General features: G+C 60.7%; 10 protein-coding genes, 4 tRNA genes, 2 rRNA genes and 1 pseudogene. All 17 read left to right on the forward strand.

Going from position 1 to position 16,983, the window contains the following annotated elements:
• Window positions 1–239: ribosomal RNA gene (locus tag CFB52_RS01445) — 23S ribosomal RNA — on the forward strand; the annotation flags it as partial.
• Between the two features lie 226 nt (window positions 240–465).
• Window positions 466–578, forward strand: a 5S ribosomal RNA gene (rrf, locus tag CFB52_RS01450).
• Window positions 579–1,202: 624 nt separating this feature from the next.
• A pseudogene (locus CFB52_RS01455) lies at window positions 1,203–1,674 on the forward strand (transposase); the annotation flags it as partial.
• A gap of 42 nt (window positions 1,675–1,716) precedes the next feature.
• Window positions 1,717–2,187 (forward strand): N-acetyltransferase, encoded by a 471-nt coding sequence (locus CFB52_RS01460; RefSeq protein WP_099315991.1) that lies wholly within the window; start codon window positions 1,717–1,719, stop codon window positions 2,185–2,187.
• 591 nt (window positions 2,188–2,778) lie between these two features.
• Window positions 2,779–2,864: transfer RNA gene (locus CFB52_RS01465), tRNA-Tyr, on the forward strand.
• Between the two features lie 43 nt (window positions 2,865–2,907).
• Window positions 2,908–2,981: transfer RNA gene (locus tag CFB52_RS01470), tRNA-Gly, on the forward strand.
• Window positions 2,982–3,003: 22 nt separating this feature from the next.
• A tRNA-Thr gene (locus tag CFB52_RS01475) sits at window positions 3,004–3,078 on the forward strand.
• A 66-nt stretch (window positions 3,079–3,144) separates the two neighbouring features.
• A complete protein-coding gene (gene tuf, locus CFB52_RS01480; RefSeq protein WP_034209732.1) occupies window positions 3,145–4,335 on the forward strand; it encodes an elongation factor Tu in 1,191 nt (396 codons plus the stop codon).
• Between the two features lie 59 nt (window positions 4,336–4,394).
• A tRNA-Trp gene (locus CFB52_RS01485) sits at window positions 4,395–4,470 on the forward strand.
• A 42-nt stretch (window positions 4,471–4,512) separates the two neighbouring features.
• Window positions 4,513–4,893 (forward strand): preprotein translocase subunit SecE, encoded by a 381-nt coding sequence (gene secE / locus CFB52_RS01490; protein WP_006482892.1) that lies wholly within the window; start codon window positions 4,513–4,515, stop codon window positions 4,891–4,893.
• Between the two features lies 1 nt (window position 4,894).
• Window positions 4,895–5,452, forward strand: a complete 558-nt coding sequence (gene nusG, locus CFB52_RS01495) for a transcription termination/antitermination protein NusG (protein ID WP_006400672.1) — start codon at window positions 4,895–4,897, stop codon at window positions 5,450–5,452.
• Window positions 5,453–5,593: 141 nt separating this feature from the next.
• The gene (gene rplK, locus CFB52_RS01500) at window positions 5,594–6,025 is read left to right on the forward strand and encodes a 50S ribosomal protein L11 (protein ID WP_006477201.1); all 432 of its coding nucleotides are present in this window, start codon (window positions 5,594–5,596) and stop codon (window positions 6,023–6,025) included.
• Entirely contained in the window at window positions 6,026–6,724 is a 699-nt protein-coding gene (gene rplA, locus CFB52_RS01505) for a 50S ribosomal protein L1 (protein WP_006482906.1), read from the forward strand.
• 308 nt (window positions 6,725–7,032) lie between these two features.
• On the forward strand, window positions 7,033–7,530 hold the full coding sequence (gene rplJ, locus CFB52_RS01510) for a 50S ribosomal protein L10 (RefSeq protein WP_006482916.1): 498 nt from the start codon (window positions 7,033–7,035) through the stop codon (window positions 7,528–7,530).
• A gap of 63 nt (window positions 7,531–7,593) precedes the next feature.
• Window positions 7,594–7,968 (forward strand): 50S ribosomal protein L7/L12, encoded by a 375-nt coding sequence (gene rplL, locus CFB52_RS01515; protein WP_006482911.1) that lies wholly within the window; start codon window positions 7,594–7,596, stop codon window positions 7,966–7,968.
• Window positions 7,969–8,349: 381 nt separating this feature from the next.
• Entirely contained in the window at window positions 8,350–12,456 is a 4,107-nt protein-coding gene (gene rpoB / locus CFB52_RS01520) for a DNA-directed RNA polymerase subunit beta (RefSeq protein ID WP_034209726.1), read from the forward strand.
• A gap of 21 nt (window positions 12,457–12,477) precedes the next feature.
• Entirely contained in the window at window positions 12,478–16,719 is a 4,242-nt protein-coding gene (rpoC, locus tag CFB52_RS01525; protein WP_006482896.1) for a DNA-directed RNA polymerase subunit beta', read from the forward strand.
• Window positions 16,720–16,983 lie beyond the last annotated feature (264 nt).

Here is a 16,983-nt window from a genome sequence, read left to right on the forward strand (position 1 = left end):
CCGGAGTGGACGAACCTCTGGTGTACCGGTTGTCACGCCAGTGGCATCGCCGGGTAGCTATGTTCGGAAGAGATAACCGCTGAAAGCATCTAAGCGGGAAACTCGCCTTAAGATGAGATATCCCTGGGGACTAGATCCCCTTGAAGGGTCGTTCGAGACCAGGACGTTGATAGGTCGGGTGTGTAAGCGCAGTAATGCGTTCAGCTAACCGATACTAATTGCCCGTAAGGCTTGATCCTATAACAAGTCTGCCTTGTCGATGATCGTTAGTGCTTCAGCACTTACGAGCATCCCACGCAGAGCGTCGAGCAGCGAAGCTGATCGATGCGGCGCGCCGGTTGAAGTACCGGTGACCTGCGTAGCAAGACGAGACAAGTTGGATTCTCGTGTGTGATACACACAACCTGATTACTGCTTCTTCCCAGATTGGTTCTGTTGGCCACGCCAGCAGAACAACCCCCTTTGCCTGATGACCATAGCGAGTCGGTCCCACCCCTTCCCATCCCGAACAGGACCGTGAAACGACTCCACGCCGATGATAGTGCGGATTCCCGTGTGAAAGTAGGTAATCGTCAGGCTCCCTCAAGCCAGAAACCCCCGCCCGACAAGGCGGGGGTTTTTGCATTTCGGCCGGCGAAAACAACGTCTCCATGGCAATGGCAAGAGCGGACAGGATGTCGCCGCTCCCGGCTCCCTTGCCGCATGTTCCTCGCGACTGTACTGCTCCGCCACAAGAGCCGCGACATTGTTATCAAGCGCCATTTTCGATCCAGCTCGCCGCATCTCGCCCTAAAGAGCCCTATCGGGGCGCGGCGCACGCTTGGCTTGCGGCAAGAAGCGAATCGACCCACGGGCCCGCTGTGCCGTGCGCGTATTGCGTGTCTGACAGGATCAACAATCGGCGCGATTCTTTTCGACGGTCGCTCGTTGGACCGTCCCGTACCGAGTAAATTTCTTCGATGAGCGAATAGGCGCTGTCGCCTACGCGGCCACCCATCGCAGGGATGTATTCCCGTGTCGGCGCGTGCCGTATTCGGATCGCCGATCAGAGAGCTCCGCAAGGGAAGGTCGGCGCACCATGCTTCGCTCTTGAATCGCCGCTTCGGCTCAAGTTGCCGGGCAGCGCGCGTCGGATGTCGATGCACCGGCGCCATATATCGGCTTTATAACGACTTCGTAAGCGCGAGGTGGGAGTGGCTACGCAGCCGATGATCAATTTGATGCGCGACGCGCTGCTCGAGTCGGACGTGATCTACGGCGACGAGACAACCTTCCAAGTGCTGAAGGAGCCAGGACACAGGCGAAGAGTTATCTGTGGGCGCAGGTCAACGGCGCTAGGCCACAGTACGGATGTTCTCGTACTCGCAGGGCCGCGGCGCCCAGCACACGCAGAAGCTCTATGCCGGCGTGCAGCCTGGCACCGTGCTGATGATTGCCGGGTACGAGCTCTATAACGGCATCGCCCACGATCATCAACTCGTGCATCTGGGTTACTGTTCGTTGACACGGTTGCCCAGTGCGCAAGCCAGCGCCAACCTGTACTCTCTCGTCGAAACGTACAACGCGAACGGCATCAATCCGTATCGATATCTCGTCTGGCTATTTGCCAGGCTGCCGTTGGCCGAGACTGTCGATGACTACGCCGAGCTACTGCCTTGGAAATTATTGCCCTGACCTAAACTGAGCGATCGCACCGCTTACGAGCTTACATCCCCGATGAATGACAGCCTGGTGAACAGGGTCGCGCTGGTCCCCTTCGAGGAAAGCGCAACTGAAACGCAGGAGCTCTTCGCGCAATATGAGGCTGCGCTGCGCGATCACATCGATTCCGCGTTCGGTTGGGATGATGAGTTTCAACGGCGTCGATTTATAGAGTCTTACACCCGCTCTGATATACGATTGGTCAGAGTTGGCGCCAATACAGCAGGTTACGCGGTCGTCAGGATGCTAGACGACGCTATTCACCTGTCGCTTCTGATACTGAAACCAAGCTTCCAGCGACAGGGGATTGGAAAAGACGTTCTGACATCGCTGATGTCAGAGGCCGCGCGGACCGGAAAGGCCATCACACTGTCTTGCCTCCGCTCAAATTCGGAGGCTGTTGCGTTCTACGAATCGATGAAATTTCAAGTCACGTCTACCGAGGAACACTTCATAAACTATCGATTTCCAAAACCTACCAAGTAGTTTCATCCGACGAAGCTGACTCCGGGTCGTGCGCACCTGCTGCGTTATTAGATGACCGCTTACGGTGCAACCACAAAAAGTGTCGTTCCAGAGAGGCGGGTGCATGGAGGTCTTTACCTGGGGTAGGCGGGCGACTCGAGACGGCCTCATGCCTTGCGGTGAAGCCGGCGAACGCAGCAGTAGTCGAAACCGGCGACGGAGCCGACAGCAATCGTCAGAAGGGGTGCGCCGTCGTCGGCTGCAGAGCCTTTATTTCACTCCGGAGGCACCGCGCCCAACCTCCAGGAGCAACCACCAGCCGGCTCGCCAAACTCGCCCGGCACGAAATTTGCCGAAATTTTGTGCTTACCCGCTTGGCATTGTGCGAAAGAGGCCGTATGATGGCGGTCTTTCGTTTTTAGCGCAGATGCAGATCGGCGTTGAAGGCGGAGTCTGACGAAGATGTGGTGCCGGTCGGCAACATCTCGCGCTTGCCTTAGCCGGGCAGGGGCGACGATCGGCGGGAAGCAGAGGTCGGGAAGAAAGTGAAAATAATCTTCCGGATATGCTTGACAAGAGTGCGATGCACCCCCATAATCGTCAGTTCTCTACGGAGGGGTGCCCGAGTGGCTAAAGGGGGCAGACTGTAAATCTGTTGGCTTACGCCTACGTTGGTTCGAATCCAACCTCCTCCACCAAGATATCAGCGCAGTGAGCGGCAAGGAATCGTTAGTGGCCCGTGCGGGTGTAGCTCAATGGTAGAGCAGAAGCCTTCCAAGCTTACGACGAGGGTTCGATTCCCTTCACCCGCTCCAGACCGCTAAGTTGAAGCGTAGCGCCCATGTGGCTCAGTGGTAGAGCACTCCCTTGGTAAGGGAGAGGTCGGCAGTTCGATCCTGCCCATGGGCACCAGCAGTAAAAAGTCAGTGTCTTGTTTGCGCGCGGCGCAACCTGTGAAATTCCTTTTGGGAGTTGAAAATGGCCAAGGAAAAGTTTGAGCGGACCAAGCCGCACGTGAACGTTGGTACGATTGGTCACGTTGACCACGGCAAGACGACGCTGACGGCAGCGATCACGACGGTTCTGACGAAGAAGTTCGGCGGCGAAGCGAAGGCGTACGACCAGATCGACGCGGCACCGGAAGAAAAGGCGCGCGGCATCACGATCAACACGGCACACGTCGAGTACGAAACGGCTAACCGCCACTACGCACACGTCGACTGCCCGGGCCACGCTGACTACGTGAAGAACATGATCACGGGCGCGGCGCAGATGGACGGCGCGATCCTGGTTTGCTCGGCAGCAGACGGCCCGATGCCGCAAACGCGTGAGCACATCCTGCTGGCGCGTCAGGTTGGCGTTCCGTACATCATCGTGTTCCTGAACAAGTGCGACATGGTTGACGACGCGGAACTGCTCGAGCTGGTCGAGATGGAAGTTCGCGAACTGCTGTCGAAGTACGACTTCCCGGGCGACGACACGCCGATCGTGAAGGGTTCGGCGAAGCTGGCGCTGGAAGGCGACACGGGTGAGCTGGGCGAAGTGGCGATCATGAACCTGGCAGACGCACTGGACACGTACATCCCGACGCCGGAGCGTGCGGTTGACGGCGCGTTCCTGATGCCGGTGGAAGACGTGTTCTCGATCTCGGGCCGCGGTACGGTGGTGACGGGTCGTGTCGAGCGCGGCATCATCAAGGTCGGCGAGGAAATCGAAATCGTCGGTATCAAGCCGACGGTGAAGACGACCTGCACGGGCGTGGAAATGTTCCGCAAGCTGCTGGACCAAGGCCAGGCAGGCGACAACGTGGGTATCCTGCTGCGCGGCACGAAGCGTGAAGACGTGGAGCGTGGCCAGGTTCTGGCGAAGCCGGGTTCGATCACGCCGCACACGCACTTCACGGCTGAAGTGTACGTGCTGAGCAAGGATGAAGGCGGTCGTCACACGCCGTTCTTCAACAACTACCGTCCGCAGTTCTACTTCCGTACGACGGACGTGACGGGCTCGATCGAGCTGCCGAAGGACAAGGAAATGGTGATGCCGGGCGACAACGTGTCGATCACGGTGAAGCTGATCGCTCCGATCGCGATGGAAGAAGGTCTGCGCTTCGCGATCCGCGAAGGCGGCCGTACCGTCGGCGCCGGCGTCGTCGCCAAGATCATCGAGTAAGCCAGTTATTCGTTGATCGACAGTTTTGGGGCTGGCAGCAGCCGGCCCCAACATGGTTTAGGGGTATAGCTCAACTGGCAGAGCGTCGGTCTCCAAAACCGAAGGTTGGGGGTTCGATTCCCTCTGCCCCTGCCAAAAATCGCCACGTGTCCCACGTGGCATTTGTTTTAAGGTGTTATGGCGAATCCATCCGTCGAAACTGTAAATACCTCCGGCGATAAGCTGATGCTGGCCCTGGGCGTATTGCTGGTGTTGGCCGGATTCGTGGGCTTCTTCTGGCTGGCCAATCAGCAGTGGTATGTCCGCGGTGCCGCGTTGGCGGTAGGTATCATCGCCGGCGTGGCCGTCGGGCTGATGTCCGCCCCTGGCAAGAGCCTCATCGCGTTTGCCAAGGATTCGTACAAGGAAGTCCGGAAGGTCGTATGGCCCACCCGCAAGGAAGCAACGCAAACCACACTCGTCGTGTTCGGTTTCGTGCTCGTGATGGCGATTTTCCTCTGGTTGAGCGACAAATCGATCGAATGGGTGATTTTCTCGGCGATTCTGGGTTGGAAATGATATGAGCGATACTCCGGCATCCCCGAGCGGAAAGCGTTGGTACGTCGTGCACGCCTACTCCGGTATGGAGAAGAGCGTGCAACGCGCGCTTCAAGAGCGCATCGAACGTGCTGGCATGCAGGACAAATTCGGTCAGATCCTGGTTCCGACCGAAGAAGTGGTCGAAGTCAAAGGCGGCCACAAGGCTGTGACCGAACGTCGTTTCTTCCCTGGCTACGTGCTGGTGGAAATGGAAATGACGGACGAAACGTGGCACCTCGTGAAGAACACCGCGAAGGTAACTGGTTTCGTCGGCGGTGCGCGTAACCGCCCGACCCCGATTTCCCCGAAGGAAGTCGAGAAGATCATGTCGCAGATGCAGGAAGGCGTCGAAAAGCCGCGCCCGAAGACCCTGTTCGAAGTCGGCGAGATGGTGCGTGTCAAGGAAGGCCCGTTCACGGACTTCAACGGCACCGTCGAAGAAGTCAACTACGAGAAATCGCGCGTGCGTGTGTCGGTCACCATCTTTGGCCGCTCGACCCCCGTCGAACTCGAGTTCGGTCAGGTCGAAAAAGTTTGATCCCGATTCGGTGGGCAGCCTCGGCTGCCCACCTTCGCGCTTACGGCCCGCGTCATGGCCGTTGAGGAGCGTCAGTAGCCAGCGGCGAAAGCGCGTTATCACTCACCGAACGCCTTCTCCGGCGTTCCAATGAGGTTTCAAATGGCAAAGAAGATTATCGGCTTTATCAAGCTGCAGATCCCTGCAGGTAAAGCCAACCCGTCGCCGCCGGTTGGTCCGGCACTGGGCCAGCGCGGCCTGAACATCATGGAGTTCTGCAAGGCGTTCAACGCGCAGACTCAAGGCATGGAGCCGGGTCTGCCGGTGCCGGTGGTCATCACGGCATTCGCTGACAAGAGCTTCACGTTCGTGATGAAGACGCCGCCGGCGACCGTCCTGATCAAGAAGGCGGCGAAGGTGGACAAGGGCTCGAGCAAGCCGCACACCGACAAGGTCGGTTCGATCACGCGCGCTCAAGCCGAAGAAATCGCGAAGACCAAGATGCCGGACCTTACGGCAGCTGATCTGGACGCAGCCGTTCGCACCATCGCTGGTAGCGCACGCTCGATGGGTATCACTGTGGAGGGCGTGTAAATGGCTAAGATCTCCAAGCGCCGTCAGGCATTTGCCGCCAAGGTCGACCGTCAGAAGCTGTACGCGATCGAAGACGCGCTGAGCCTCGTGAAGGAATGCGCGAGCGCGAAGTTCGACGAGTCGATCGACGTCGCAGTCCAGCTCGGCATCGATGCGAAGAAGTCCGACCAGGTCGTTCGTGGTTCGGTCGTTCTCCCGGCAGGTACGGGCAAGTCGGTTCGCGTTGCCGTGTTCGCGCAAGGCGAAAAGGCCGAGCAAGCTCGTGCAGCTGGCGCGGAAATCGTCGGTATGGAAGACCTGGCCGAGCAGATCAAGGCTGGCCAGATGGACTTCGACATCGTGATCGCTTCGCCGGACACGATGCGTATCGTCGGTACGCTCGGCCAGATCCTCGGGCCGCGCGGCCTGATGCCGAACCCGAAGGTCGGTACGGTCACGCCGGACGTCGCAACCGCCGTCAAGAACGCGAAGGCTGGTCAGGTGCAATTCCGTGTCGACAAGGCCGGTATCATCCATGCGACCATCGGCCGTGCATCGTTCGAGCCGACCGCGCTGCGTTCGAACCTGTCGGCGCTGATCGAAGCGCTGCAGAAGGCAAAGCCGGCAACGAGCAAGGGCGTGTACCTGCGCAAGATCGCACTGTCGAGCACGATGGGCGTCGGCGTGCGCGTCGACCAGGCTACGCTGGCAGCACAGTAAGCAAGTATTCGGGCCGCTTCGCTCGCGAAGCGGTCCACATGGGCTTTGGGCGGTTGTTCGTGCAGCAGGGCGGGCAACCGGTTATCAAAGACCGTTGGTGGGGCGCAGCAGTCAGGTGATCCCCTTAATTCAAGCCAACGCAGATGGCGAACCCGAAAAAGTTTTGCAGTGGTGAAGCCGCAGGCCGCGAAGCGATTCGCGGCATGAGGTGGAAATACTCCTAACGAGGTCGGACGCCGTTGTTGAACGAGGTACGTGAGGTTTCGCCATACCGGCAAGGCCGAACGTATCGTTTCTGGAGGCTAACCGTGCCGCTTAATAGAGAAGACAAGCAAGCCGTCGTCGCTGAGGTTTCCGCGCAAGTCGCGAAGGCCCAGACCGTTGTGCTGGCTGAGTATCGTGGAATTGCGGTTGGCGATCTGACCAAGCTGCGCGCGCAAGCGCGTGAGCAAAAGGTTTACCTGCGCGTGTTGAAGAACACGCTGGCGCGTCGCGCTGTCGAAGGTACGCCGTTTGCTCCGCTGGCAGAGCAGATGACTGGTCCGCTGATCTACGGCATCTCGGAAGATGCAATTGCCGCTGCTAAGGTCGTCAACGACTTCAGCAAGAGCAATGACAAGTTGGTCATCAAGGCTGGTTCGTTCGATGGCAAGGTGATGGACAAGGCTGGCGTGCAAGCGCTGGCAAGCATCCCGAGTCGCGAAGAACTGCTCTCGAAGCTGCTGTTCGTTATGCAAGCGCCTGTTTCGGGCTTCGCGCGTGCTCTGGCCGCGCTGGCCGAGAAGAAGCAAGCGGAAGCTGCGTAAGCGAACGTGCATCAGCGTCATTGATCGCTGGCTGTATCCGAATTCAATTTAGGAGTATTTCAAATGGCAATCGCAAAAGAAGACATCCTGGCAGCAGTCGAAGGGATGACCGTTCTGGAACTGAACGAACTGGTCAAGGCATTCGAAGAGAAGTTTGGCGTGTCGGCAGCTGCAGTGGCAGTCGCTGGCCCGGCAGGGGGCGGCGCTGCTGCTGCTGCAGAAGAGAAGACCGAATTCACGGTCGTCCTGGCTGAAGCCGGCGCCAACAAGGTTTCGGTCATCAAGGCCGTTCGCGAACTGACGGGCCTGGGCCTGAAGGAAGCGAAGGACCTGGTTGACGGTGCACCGAAGCCCATCAAGGAAGGCGTCGACAAGGCTGCTGCTGAAGAAGCCAAGAAGAAGCTGGAAGAAGCTGGCGCGAAGGTCGAAGTCAAGTAAGTTTCGGCGCGCTGTGCGAAGGCTGGCGGTATTTTCACCGCCGGCCTTTTTGTGCTTTGTGGGGACGTTATTCTGGCACTCATTCGGGAGCCCGAATAATCGGCCCCAGAAGCCAAAGAAAACCGCCTGATCGTTGTGATGCATCACTCACGATTGGCGGTTCTCTTTGTCTTCTGAAGCGACTGCAGAAGGCAAGTTTGGTCGGGTAGCGGGCAACACAGGCATCCGCTGCCGTCAGCCAGCGGTTGGTAGCGGCCAACCACCAAGCTTCTCGGCTCGTTCAAGCCGTCGAACGGCCATCGGGTCTCAGTCGGTGAACACTCGGGTTTGAAACGTCCAGGTATTCCGCCTCGATAGCACCCGCCGTGATTCGGAGATCGTATGCAATATTCCTTCACCGAGAAGAAGCGCATTCGCAAGAGTTTCGCGAAGCGCCCCATCGTTCACCAAGTTCCGTTCTTGCTGGCTACTCAGCTTGAATCATTCAGCACGTTTCTGCAAGCCGATGTGCCCGCGACGCAACGTAAGCCCGAGGGTTTGCAGGCCGCGTTCACGTCGGTATTTCCCATTGTTTCGCACAACGGTTTCGCGCGCCTCGAGTTCGTGAGCTATGCGCTGTCGTCGCCGGCATTCAACATCAAGGAATGCCAGCAGCGCGGCCTGACGTACTGCTCCGCGCTGCGCGCGAAGGTCCGCCTCGTCATCCTCGACAAGGAATCGCCGAACAAGCCGGTCGTCAAGGAAGTGAAGGAGCAGGAAGTGTACATGGGCGAAATTCCGCTCATGACGCCGACGGGCTCGTTCGTCATCAACGGCACCGAGCGTGTCATCGTCTCGCAGCTGCACCGTTCGCCGGGCGTGTTCTTCGAACACGACAAGGGCAAGACGCACAGCTCGGGCAAGCTGCTGTTCTCGGCACGGATCATTCCGTACCGCGGCTCGTGGCTCGACTTCGAATTCGATCCGAAGGACATCCTGTACTTCCGCGTCGACCGTCGCCGCAAGATGCCGGTCACGATCCTGCTGAAGGCCATCGGCCTGACGCCGGAACAGATCCTCGCGAACTTCTTCGTGTTCGACAACTTCACGCTGATGGACGAAGGCGCGCAACTCGAGTTCGTGCCCGAGCGCCTGCGTGGCGAAGTCGCGCGCTTCGACATCACGGATCGCGACGGCAAGGTCATCGTCCAGAAGGACAAGCGGATCAACGCGAAGCACATTCGCGACCTCGAAGCCGCGAAGACCAAGTTCATCTCGGTGCCGGAAGACTATCTGCTCGGCCGCGTGCTGGCGAAGAACGTCGTCGACGGCGACACCGGCGAAGTGATCGCGAGCGCGAACGACGAAGTCACGGAAAGCGTGCTCGAGAAGCTGCGCGAAGCGGGCATCAAGGACATCCAAACGCTCTACACGAACGATCTGGACCAGGGTCCGTACATCTCGTCGACGCTGCGTGTCGACGAAACGACCGACAAGACGGCCGCGCGCATCGCGATCTACCGCATGATGCGTCCGGGCGAGCCGCCGACCGAAGAAGCGGTCGAGGCGCTGTTCAACCGTCTGTTCTATAGCGAAGAAGCGTACGACCTGTCGAAGGTCGGCCGCATGAAGTTCAACCGCCGCGTCGGCCGTGACGAGATCGTCGGCCCGATGACGCTGCAGGACGACGACATCCTCGCGACGATCAAGATCCTCGTCGAGCTGCGTAACGGCAAGGGCGAAGTGGACGACATCGACCACCTCGGCAACCGTCGCGTGCGTTGCGTCGGCGAACTGGCGGAAAACCAGTTCCGCGCCGGTCTCGTGCGTGTCGAGCGCGCGGTCAAGGAACGCCTCGGCCAGGCCGAAAGCGAAAACCTGATGCCGCACGACCTGATCAACTCGAAGCCGATTTCGTCGGCGATCCGCGAGTTCTTCGGTTCGTCGCAGCTGTCGCAGTTCATGGACCAGACCAACCCGCTGTCGGAAATCACGCACAAGCGCCGTGTTTCCGCACTGGGCCCGGGCGGTCTGACGCGCGAGCGTGCAGGCTTCGAAGTCCGTGACGTGCACCCGACCCACTACGGCCGCGTGTGCCCGATCGAGACGCCGGAAGGTCCGAACATCGGCCTGATCAACTCGCTCGCACTGTATGCGCACCTGAACGAGTACGGCTTCCTCGAGACGCCGTACCGCAAGGTCGTGGACGGCAAGGTGACCGATCAGATCGACTACCTGTCGGCGATCGAGGAAGGTCGCTACATGATCGCCCAGGCGAACGCCGCGATCGACGAAGACGGCCGACTGATCGACGAACTCGTGTCGTCGCGCGAAGCCGGCGAAACGATGATGGTCACGCCGGACCGGATCCAGTACATGGACGTCGCGCCGTCGCAGATCGTGTCGGTGGCAGCTTCGCTGATCCCGTTCCTCGAGCACGATGACGCGAACCGTGCACTGATGGGTTCGAACATGCAGCGTCAGGCCGTGCCGTGTCTGCGTCCGGAAAAGCCGGTCGTCGGTACGGGCATCGAGCGCACCTGCGCGGTCGACTCGGGTACGACGGTTCAGGCGTTCCGCGGCGGTGTGGTCGACTACGTCGACGCAGGCCGTATCGTGATTCGCGTGAACGACGACGAAGCGGTCGCGGGTGAAGTCGGTGTCGACATCTACAACCTGATCAAGTACACGCGTTCGAACCAGAACACGAACATCAACCAGCGTCCGATCGTGAAGATGGGCGACAAGGTCTCGCGCGGCGACGTGCTGGCCGACGGCGCCTCGACGGACCTGGGCGAGCTCGCGCTCGGCCAGAACATGCTGATCGCGTTCATGCCGTGGAACGGCTACAACTTCGAGGATTCGATCCTGATCTCGGAGAAGGTGGTCGCGGACGATCGCTACACGTCGATCCACATCGAAGAGCTGAACGTCGTTGCACGCGACACGAAGCTCGGGCCGGAAGAAATCACGCGCGACATCTCGAACCTGGCGGAAGTCCAGCTCGGCCGTCTCGACGAATCGGGCATCGTGTACATCGGTGCGGAAGTCGAAGCTGGCGACGTGCTGGTCGGCAAGGTCACGCCGAAGGGCGAGACCCAGCTGACGCCGGAAGAGAAGCTGCTGCGCGCGATCTTCGGCGAGAAGGCTTCGGACGTGAAGGACACGTCGCTGCGCGTGCCGTCGGGCATGAGCGGGACGGTGATCGACGTCCAGGTGTTCACGCGTGAAGGCATCCAGCGCGATAAGCGTGCGCAACAGATCATCGACGACGAACTGAAGCGCTACCGTCTCGACCTGAACGACCAGCTGCGCATCGTGGAAGGCGACGCGTTCCAGCGTCTCGCGCGCATGCTCGTGGGCAAGGTCGCGAACGGCGGTCCGAAGAAGCTCGCGAAGGGCACGAAGATCGACCAGGCTTACCTGGAAGACCTCGACCATTACCACTGGTTCGACATCCGCCTCGCGGACGACGAAGCGGCGGCGCAGCTCGAAGCGATCAAGAACTCGATCGAAGAGAAGCGTCACCAGTTCGACCTCGCGTTCGAAGAGAAGCGCAAGAAGCTCACGCAAGGCGACGAACTGCCGCCGGGCGTGCTGAAGATGGTCAAGGTGTACCTCGCGGTGAAGCGCCGTCTGCAGCCTGGCGACAAGATGGCGGGCCGTCACGGTAACAAGGGTGTCGTGTCGAAGATCGTCCCGATCGAAGACATGCCGTACATGGCCGACGGCCGTCCGGCCGACGTCGTGCTGAACCCGCTCGGCGTGCCGTCGCGGATGAACGTGGGTCAGGTTCTGGAAGTGCACCTCGGCTGGGCCGCGAAGGGCCTCGGCTGGCGTATCGGCGAAATGCTGCAGCGTCAGGCGAAGATCGAGGAACTGCGCGCGTTCCTGACGAAGATCTACAACGAGTCGGGCCGCCAGGAAGATCTGGAAAGCTTCACCGACGACGAGATCCTCGAACTCGCGAAGAATCTGCGCGAAGGCGTGCCGTTCGCGACGCCGGTGTTCGACGGTGCGACCGAGGAAGAAATGGGCAAGATGCTCGACCTCGCGTTCCCGGACGACATCGCCGAACAGCTCGGCATGAACCCGTCGAAGAACCAGGTCCGCCTGTACGACGGCCGCACGGGTGAAATGTTCGAACGTCGCGTGACGCTCGGCTACATGCACTACCTGAAGCTGCACCACCTGGTCGACGACAAGATGCACGCGCGTTCGACCGGCCCGTACTCGCTCGTCACGCAGCAGCCGCTGGGTGGTAAGGCGCAGTTCGGTGGTCAGCGTTTCGGTGAAATGGAAGTGTGGGCACTCGAAGCGTACGGCGCGTCCTACGTGCTGCAGGAAATGCTGACGGTGAAGTCGGACGACGTGACCGGCCGGACGAAGGTGTACGAAAACCTCGTCAAGGGCGATCACGTGATCGATGCAGGCATGCCGGAATCCTTCAACGTGCTCGTGAAGGAAATCCGCTCGCTCGGTATCGATATCGATCTCGACCGCAATTAATCGGACTACGGAGAGAAAGCAATGAAAGCTCTGCTCGATCTATTCAAGCAAGTCCAACAGGAAGAAGTTTTCGACGCGATCAAGATCGGTCTGGCCTCGCCCGACAAGATCCGTTCGTGGTCGTTCGGCGAAGTGAAGAAGCCGGAGACCATCAACTACCGTACGTTCAAGCCGGAACGCGATGGTCTGTTCTGCGCGAAGATCTTCGGGCCGATCAAGGACTACGAGTGCCTGTGCGGCAAGTACAAGCGTCTGAAGCACCGCGGCGTGATCTGCGAGAAGTGCGGCGTCGAAGTGACGCTGGCGAAGGTGCGTCGCGAACGGATGGGCCACATCGAGCTGGCCTCGCCGGTCGCGCACATCTGGTTCCTGAAGTCGCTGCCGTCGCGTCTGGGCATGGTGCTCGACATGACGCTGCGCGACATCGAACGCGTGCTGTACTTCGAAGCCTATGTGGTCATCGAACCGGGCATGACGCCGCTGAAGGCGCGGCAGATCATGACCGAAGAGGATTACTACAACAAGGTCGAGGAATACGGCGACGAATTCCGTGCCGAAATGGGCGCGGAAGGCGTGCGTGAACTGCTGCGCGCGATCAACATCGACGAGCAGGTCGAGACGCTGCGCACTGAGCTGAAGAACACCGGCTCGGAAGCGAAGATCAAGAAGTACGCGAAGCGCCTGAAGGTCCTCGAGGCATTCCAGCGCTCGGGCATCAAGCCCGAGTGGATGATCCTCGAAGTGCTGCCGGTGCTGCCGCCGGAACTGCGTCCGCTCGTGCCGCTGGACGGCGGCCGTTTCGCGACGTCGGACCTGAACGACCTGTATCGCCGCGTGATCAACCGGAACAACCGGTTGAAGCGTCTGCTCGAGCTGAAGGCGCCTGAAATCATCGTCCGCAACGAAAAGCGGATGCTGCAGGAAGCCGTCGACTCGCTGCTCGACAACGGTCGTCGCGGCAAGGCGATGACGGGCGCGAACAAGCGTCCGCTGAAGTCGCTCGCCGACATGATCAAGGGCAAGGGCGGTCGTTTCCGTCAGAACCTGCTGGGCAAGCGCGTCGACTACTCGGGCCGTTCGGTCATCGTGGTCGGCCCGACGCTGAAGCTGCACCAGTGCGGTCTGCCGAAGCTGATGGCGCTCGAGCTGTTCAAGCCGTTCATCTTCAACAAGCTGGAAGTGATGGGCGTCGCCACGACCATCAAGGCTGCGAAGAAGGAAGTCGAGAACCAGACGCCGGTGGTGTGGGACATCCTCGAAGAGGTGATCCGCGAGCACCCGGTGATGCTGAACCGTGCGCCGACGCTGCACCGTCTCGGTATCCAGGCGTTCGAGCCGGTGCTGATCGAAGGCAAGGCGATCCAGCTGCACCCGCTCGTCTGCGCGGCGTTCAACGCCGACTTCGACGGCGACCAGATGGCCGTTCACGTGCCGCTGTCGCTCGAAGCGCAGATGGAAGCGCGCACGCTGATGCTCGCGTCGAACAACGTGCTGTTCCCGGCCAACGGCGATCCGTCGATCGTGCCGTCGCAGGATATCGTGCTGGGTCTGTACTACGCGACCCGCGAAGCGATCAACGGCAAGGGCGAAGGCCTGTCGTTTACCGGCGTGTCGGAAGTGATCCGCGCGTACGAGAACAAGGAAGTCGAGCTGGCCTCGCGCGTCAACGTCCGGATCACCGAAATGGTCCGCAACGAGGACACGTCGGAAGGCGCGCCGGAATTCGTGCCGAAGATCACGCTGTACGCGACGACCGTCGGTCGCGCGATCCTGTCGGAGATCCTGCCGCACGGCCTGCCGTTCTCGGTGCTGAACAAGCCGCTGAAGAAGAAGGAAATCTCGCGCCTGATCAACACGGCGTTCCGCAAGTGCGGTCTGCGTGCGACGGTCGTGTTCGCCGACCAGCTGATGCAGTCGGGTTTCCGTCTCGCGACGCGTGCCGGCATCTCGATCTGCGTGGACGACATGCTCGTGCCGCCGCAGAAGGAAACGATCGTCGGCGACGCCGCGAAGAAGGTGAAGGAGTACGACCGCCAGTACATGTCGGGTCTCGTCACCGCGCAGGAACGCTACAACAACGTGGTCGACATCTGGTCGGCAACGTCGGAAGCGGTCGGCAAGGCGATGATGGAGCAGCTGTCGACGGAGCCGGTGATCGATCGCGACGGCAATGAGACGCGCCAGGAGTCGTTCAACTCGATCTACATGATGGCCGACTCGGGCGCCCGGGGTTCGGCGGTTCAGATTCGTCAGCTGGCCGGCATGCGTGGCCTGATGGCGAAGCCGGACGGCTCGATTATCGAGACGCCGATTACCGCGAACTTCCGCGAAGGTCTGAACGTGTTGCAGTACTTCATCTCGACCCACGGTGCACGTAAGGGTCTGGCTGATACGGCACTGAAGACCGCGAACTCGGGTTACCTGACGCGTCGTCTCGTCGACGTCACGCAGGATCTGGTCGTGGTGGAAGACGATTGCGGCACGTCGAACGGCGTGGCGATGAAGGCGCTCGTCGAAGGCGGTGAAGTCGTCGAAGCGCTGCGTGACCGTATCCTCGGCCGCGTCGCGGTGGCGGACGTCGTGAACCCGGAAACGCAGGAAACGCTGTACGAATCGGGCACGCTGCTCGACGAAACGGCGGTCGAGGAAATCGAACGCCTCGGCATCGACGAAGTGCGCGTGCGCACGCCGCTGACCTGCGAAACGCGTTACGGTCTGTGCGCAGCCTGCTACGGCCGCGACCTTGGCCGCGGCTCGCTCGTGAACGTCGGCGAAGCGGTCGGCGTGATCGCCGCGCAGTCGATCGGCGAGCCGGGCACGCAGCTGACGATGCGTACGTTCCACATCGGTGGCGCGGCGTCGCGTGCGGCAGTGGCCTCGTCGGTCGAAGCGAAGAGCAACGGTATCGTCCGCTTCACGGCGACGATGCGCTACGTCACGAACGCGAAGGGCGAGCAGATCGTCATTTCCCGTTCGGGCGAAGCGATGATCACCGACGACTTCGGTCGTGAGCGCGAGCGTCACAAAGTGCCGTACGGCGCGACGCTGCTGCAGCTCGACGGCGCGACCATCAAGGCCGGCACGCAGCTCGCCACGTGGGATCCGCTGACGCGCCCGATCATCACCGAGTACGGTGGTACGGTGAAGTTCGAAAACGTCGAGGAAGGCGTGACCGTCGCGAAGCAGATCGACGACGTGACGGGCCTGTCGACGCTGGTCGTGATCGACGTGAAGCGCCGCGGTTCGCAGGCGTCGAAGAGCGTGCGTCCGCAGGTGAAGCTGCTCGACGCGAACGGCGAGGAAGTGAAGATTCCGGGCACGGAGCACGCAGTGCAGATCGGCTTCCAGGTCGGCGCACTGATCACCGTGAAGGATGGCCAGCAGGTGCAGGTCGGTGAAGTGCTCGCACGTATCCCGACGGAAGCGCAGAAGACGCGTGACATTACCGGCGGTCTGCCGCGGGTGGCGGAACTGTTCGAAGCGCGTTCGCCGAAGGATGCCGGCATTCTCGCGGAAGTCACCGGTACGACGTCGTTCGGCAAGGACACGAAGGGCAAGCAGCGTCTCGTCATCACGGACCTCGAGGGCAACCAGCACGAGTTCCTGATCGCGAAGGAAAAGCAGGTTCTGGTTCACGACGCCCAGGTCGTCAACAAGGGCGAAATGATCGTGGACGGTCCGGCCGATCCGCACGACATCCTGCGTCTGCAGGGTATCGAGGCGCTGTCGCGCTACATCGTCGACGAAGTGCAGGACGTGTACCGTCTGCAGGGCGTGAAGATCAACGACAAGCACATCGAGGTGATCGTTCGCCAGATGCTGCGTCGTGTGCAGATCACCGACAACGGCGATACGCGCTTCATCCCGGGCGAACAGGTCGAGCGTTCCGACATGCTGGACGAGAACGACCGCATGATCGCCGAGGGCAAGCGTCCGGCTTCGTACGACAACGTGCTGCTCGGTATCACGAAGGCTTCGCTGTCGACCGACTCGTTCATCTCCGCGGCATCGTTCCAGGAAACGACCCGCGTGCTGACCGAAGCGGCGATCATGGGCAAGCGCGACGATCTGCGCGGCCTGAAGGAAAACGTGATCGTCGGCCGTCTGATTCCGGCCGGTACGGGTCTCGCGTTCCACAAGGCACGCAAGGCGAAGGAATCGTCGGATCGCGAGCGTTTCGACCAGATCGCAGCGGAAGAGGCATTCGACTTCGGCACGCCGAGCGCGCCGGCGGAAGAGCCGCAACACCCGGCAGCCGAGTAAGCGCGGGGCGGCGCAAGCCGCGTTGCCTTGCTATCATCGCTGTCACCGAAACCGCCCGGTTCTGCCGGGCGGTTTTTTTTCGTCCTTCGTTCACGCGCATGACGTGCCTGTGCCGCGCCGGCGCATGCTCCGCGATCGCCTTCGGCATGGCGGCGACAGGCATCGTGATGCACGCGAAAGAACCCTGACCGAATGGCCAACATCCTGCGATTCGCCACGCGTCGCGCGAGCGGGTTGTTAAAATTGCGGTCATCGCTCAGCCGT

Origin of the sequence: Burkholderia sp. AU18528 (assembly GCF_002223215.2) — a bacterium.
Classification (GTDB): domain Bacteria; phylum Pseudomonadota; class Gammaproteobacteria; order Burkholderiales; family Burkholderiaceae; genus Burkholderia; species Burkholderia semiarida.

Coding starts and splice junctions, on each gene's coding strand:
- secE (WP_006482892.1), top strand. CDS start 4,513: ATGGCGAATCCATCCGTCGAAACTGTAAATACCTCCGGCGATAAGCTG.
- rpoB (WP_034209726.1), top strand. CDS start 8,350: ATGCAATATTCCTTCACCGAGAAGAAGCGCATTCGCAAGAGTTTCGCG.
- rpoC (WP_006482896.1), top strand. CDS start 12,478: ATGAAAGCTCTGCTCGATCTATTCAAGCAAGTCCAACAGGAAGAAGTT.
- rplK (WP_006477201.1), top strand. CDS start 5,594: ATGGCAAAGAAGATTATCGGCTTTATCAAGCTGCAGATCCCTGCAGGT.
- rplL (WP_006482911.1), top strand. CDS start 7,594: ATGGCAATCGCAAAAGAAGACATCCTGGCAGCAGTCGAAGGGATGACC.
- CFB52_RS01460 (WP_099315991.1), top strand. CDS start 1,717: ATGAATGACAGCCTGGTGAACAGGGTCGCGCTGGTCCCCTTCGAGGAA.
- tuf (WP_034209732.1), top strand. CDS start 3,145: ATGGCCAAGGAAAAGTTTGAGCGGACCAAGCCGCACGTGAACGTTGGT.
- nusG (WP_006400672.1), top strand. CDS start 4,895: ATGAGCGATACTCCGGCATCCCCGAGCGGAAAGCGTTGGTACGTCGTG.
- rplA (WP_006482906.1), top strand. CDS start 6,026: ATGGCTAAGATCTCCAAGCGCCGTCAGGCATTTGCCGCCAAGGTCGAC.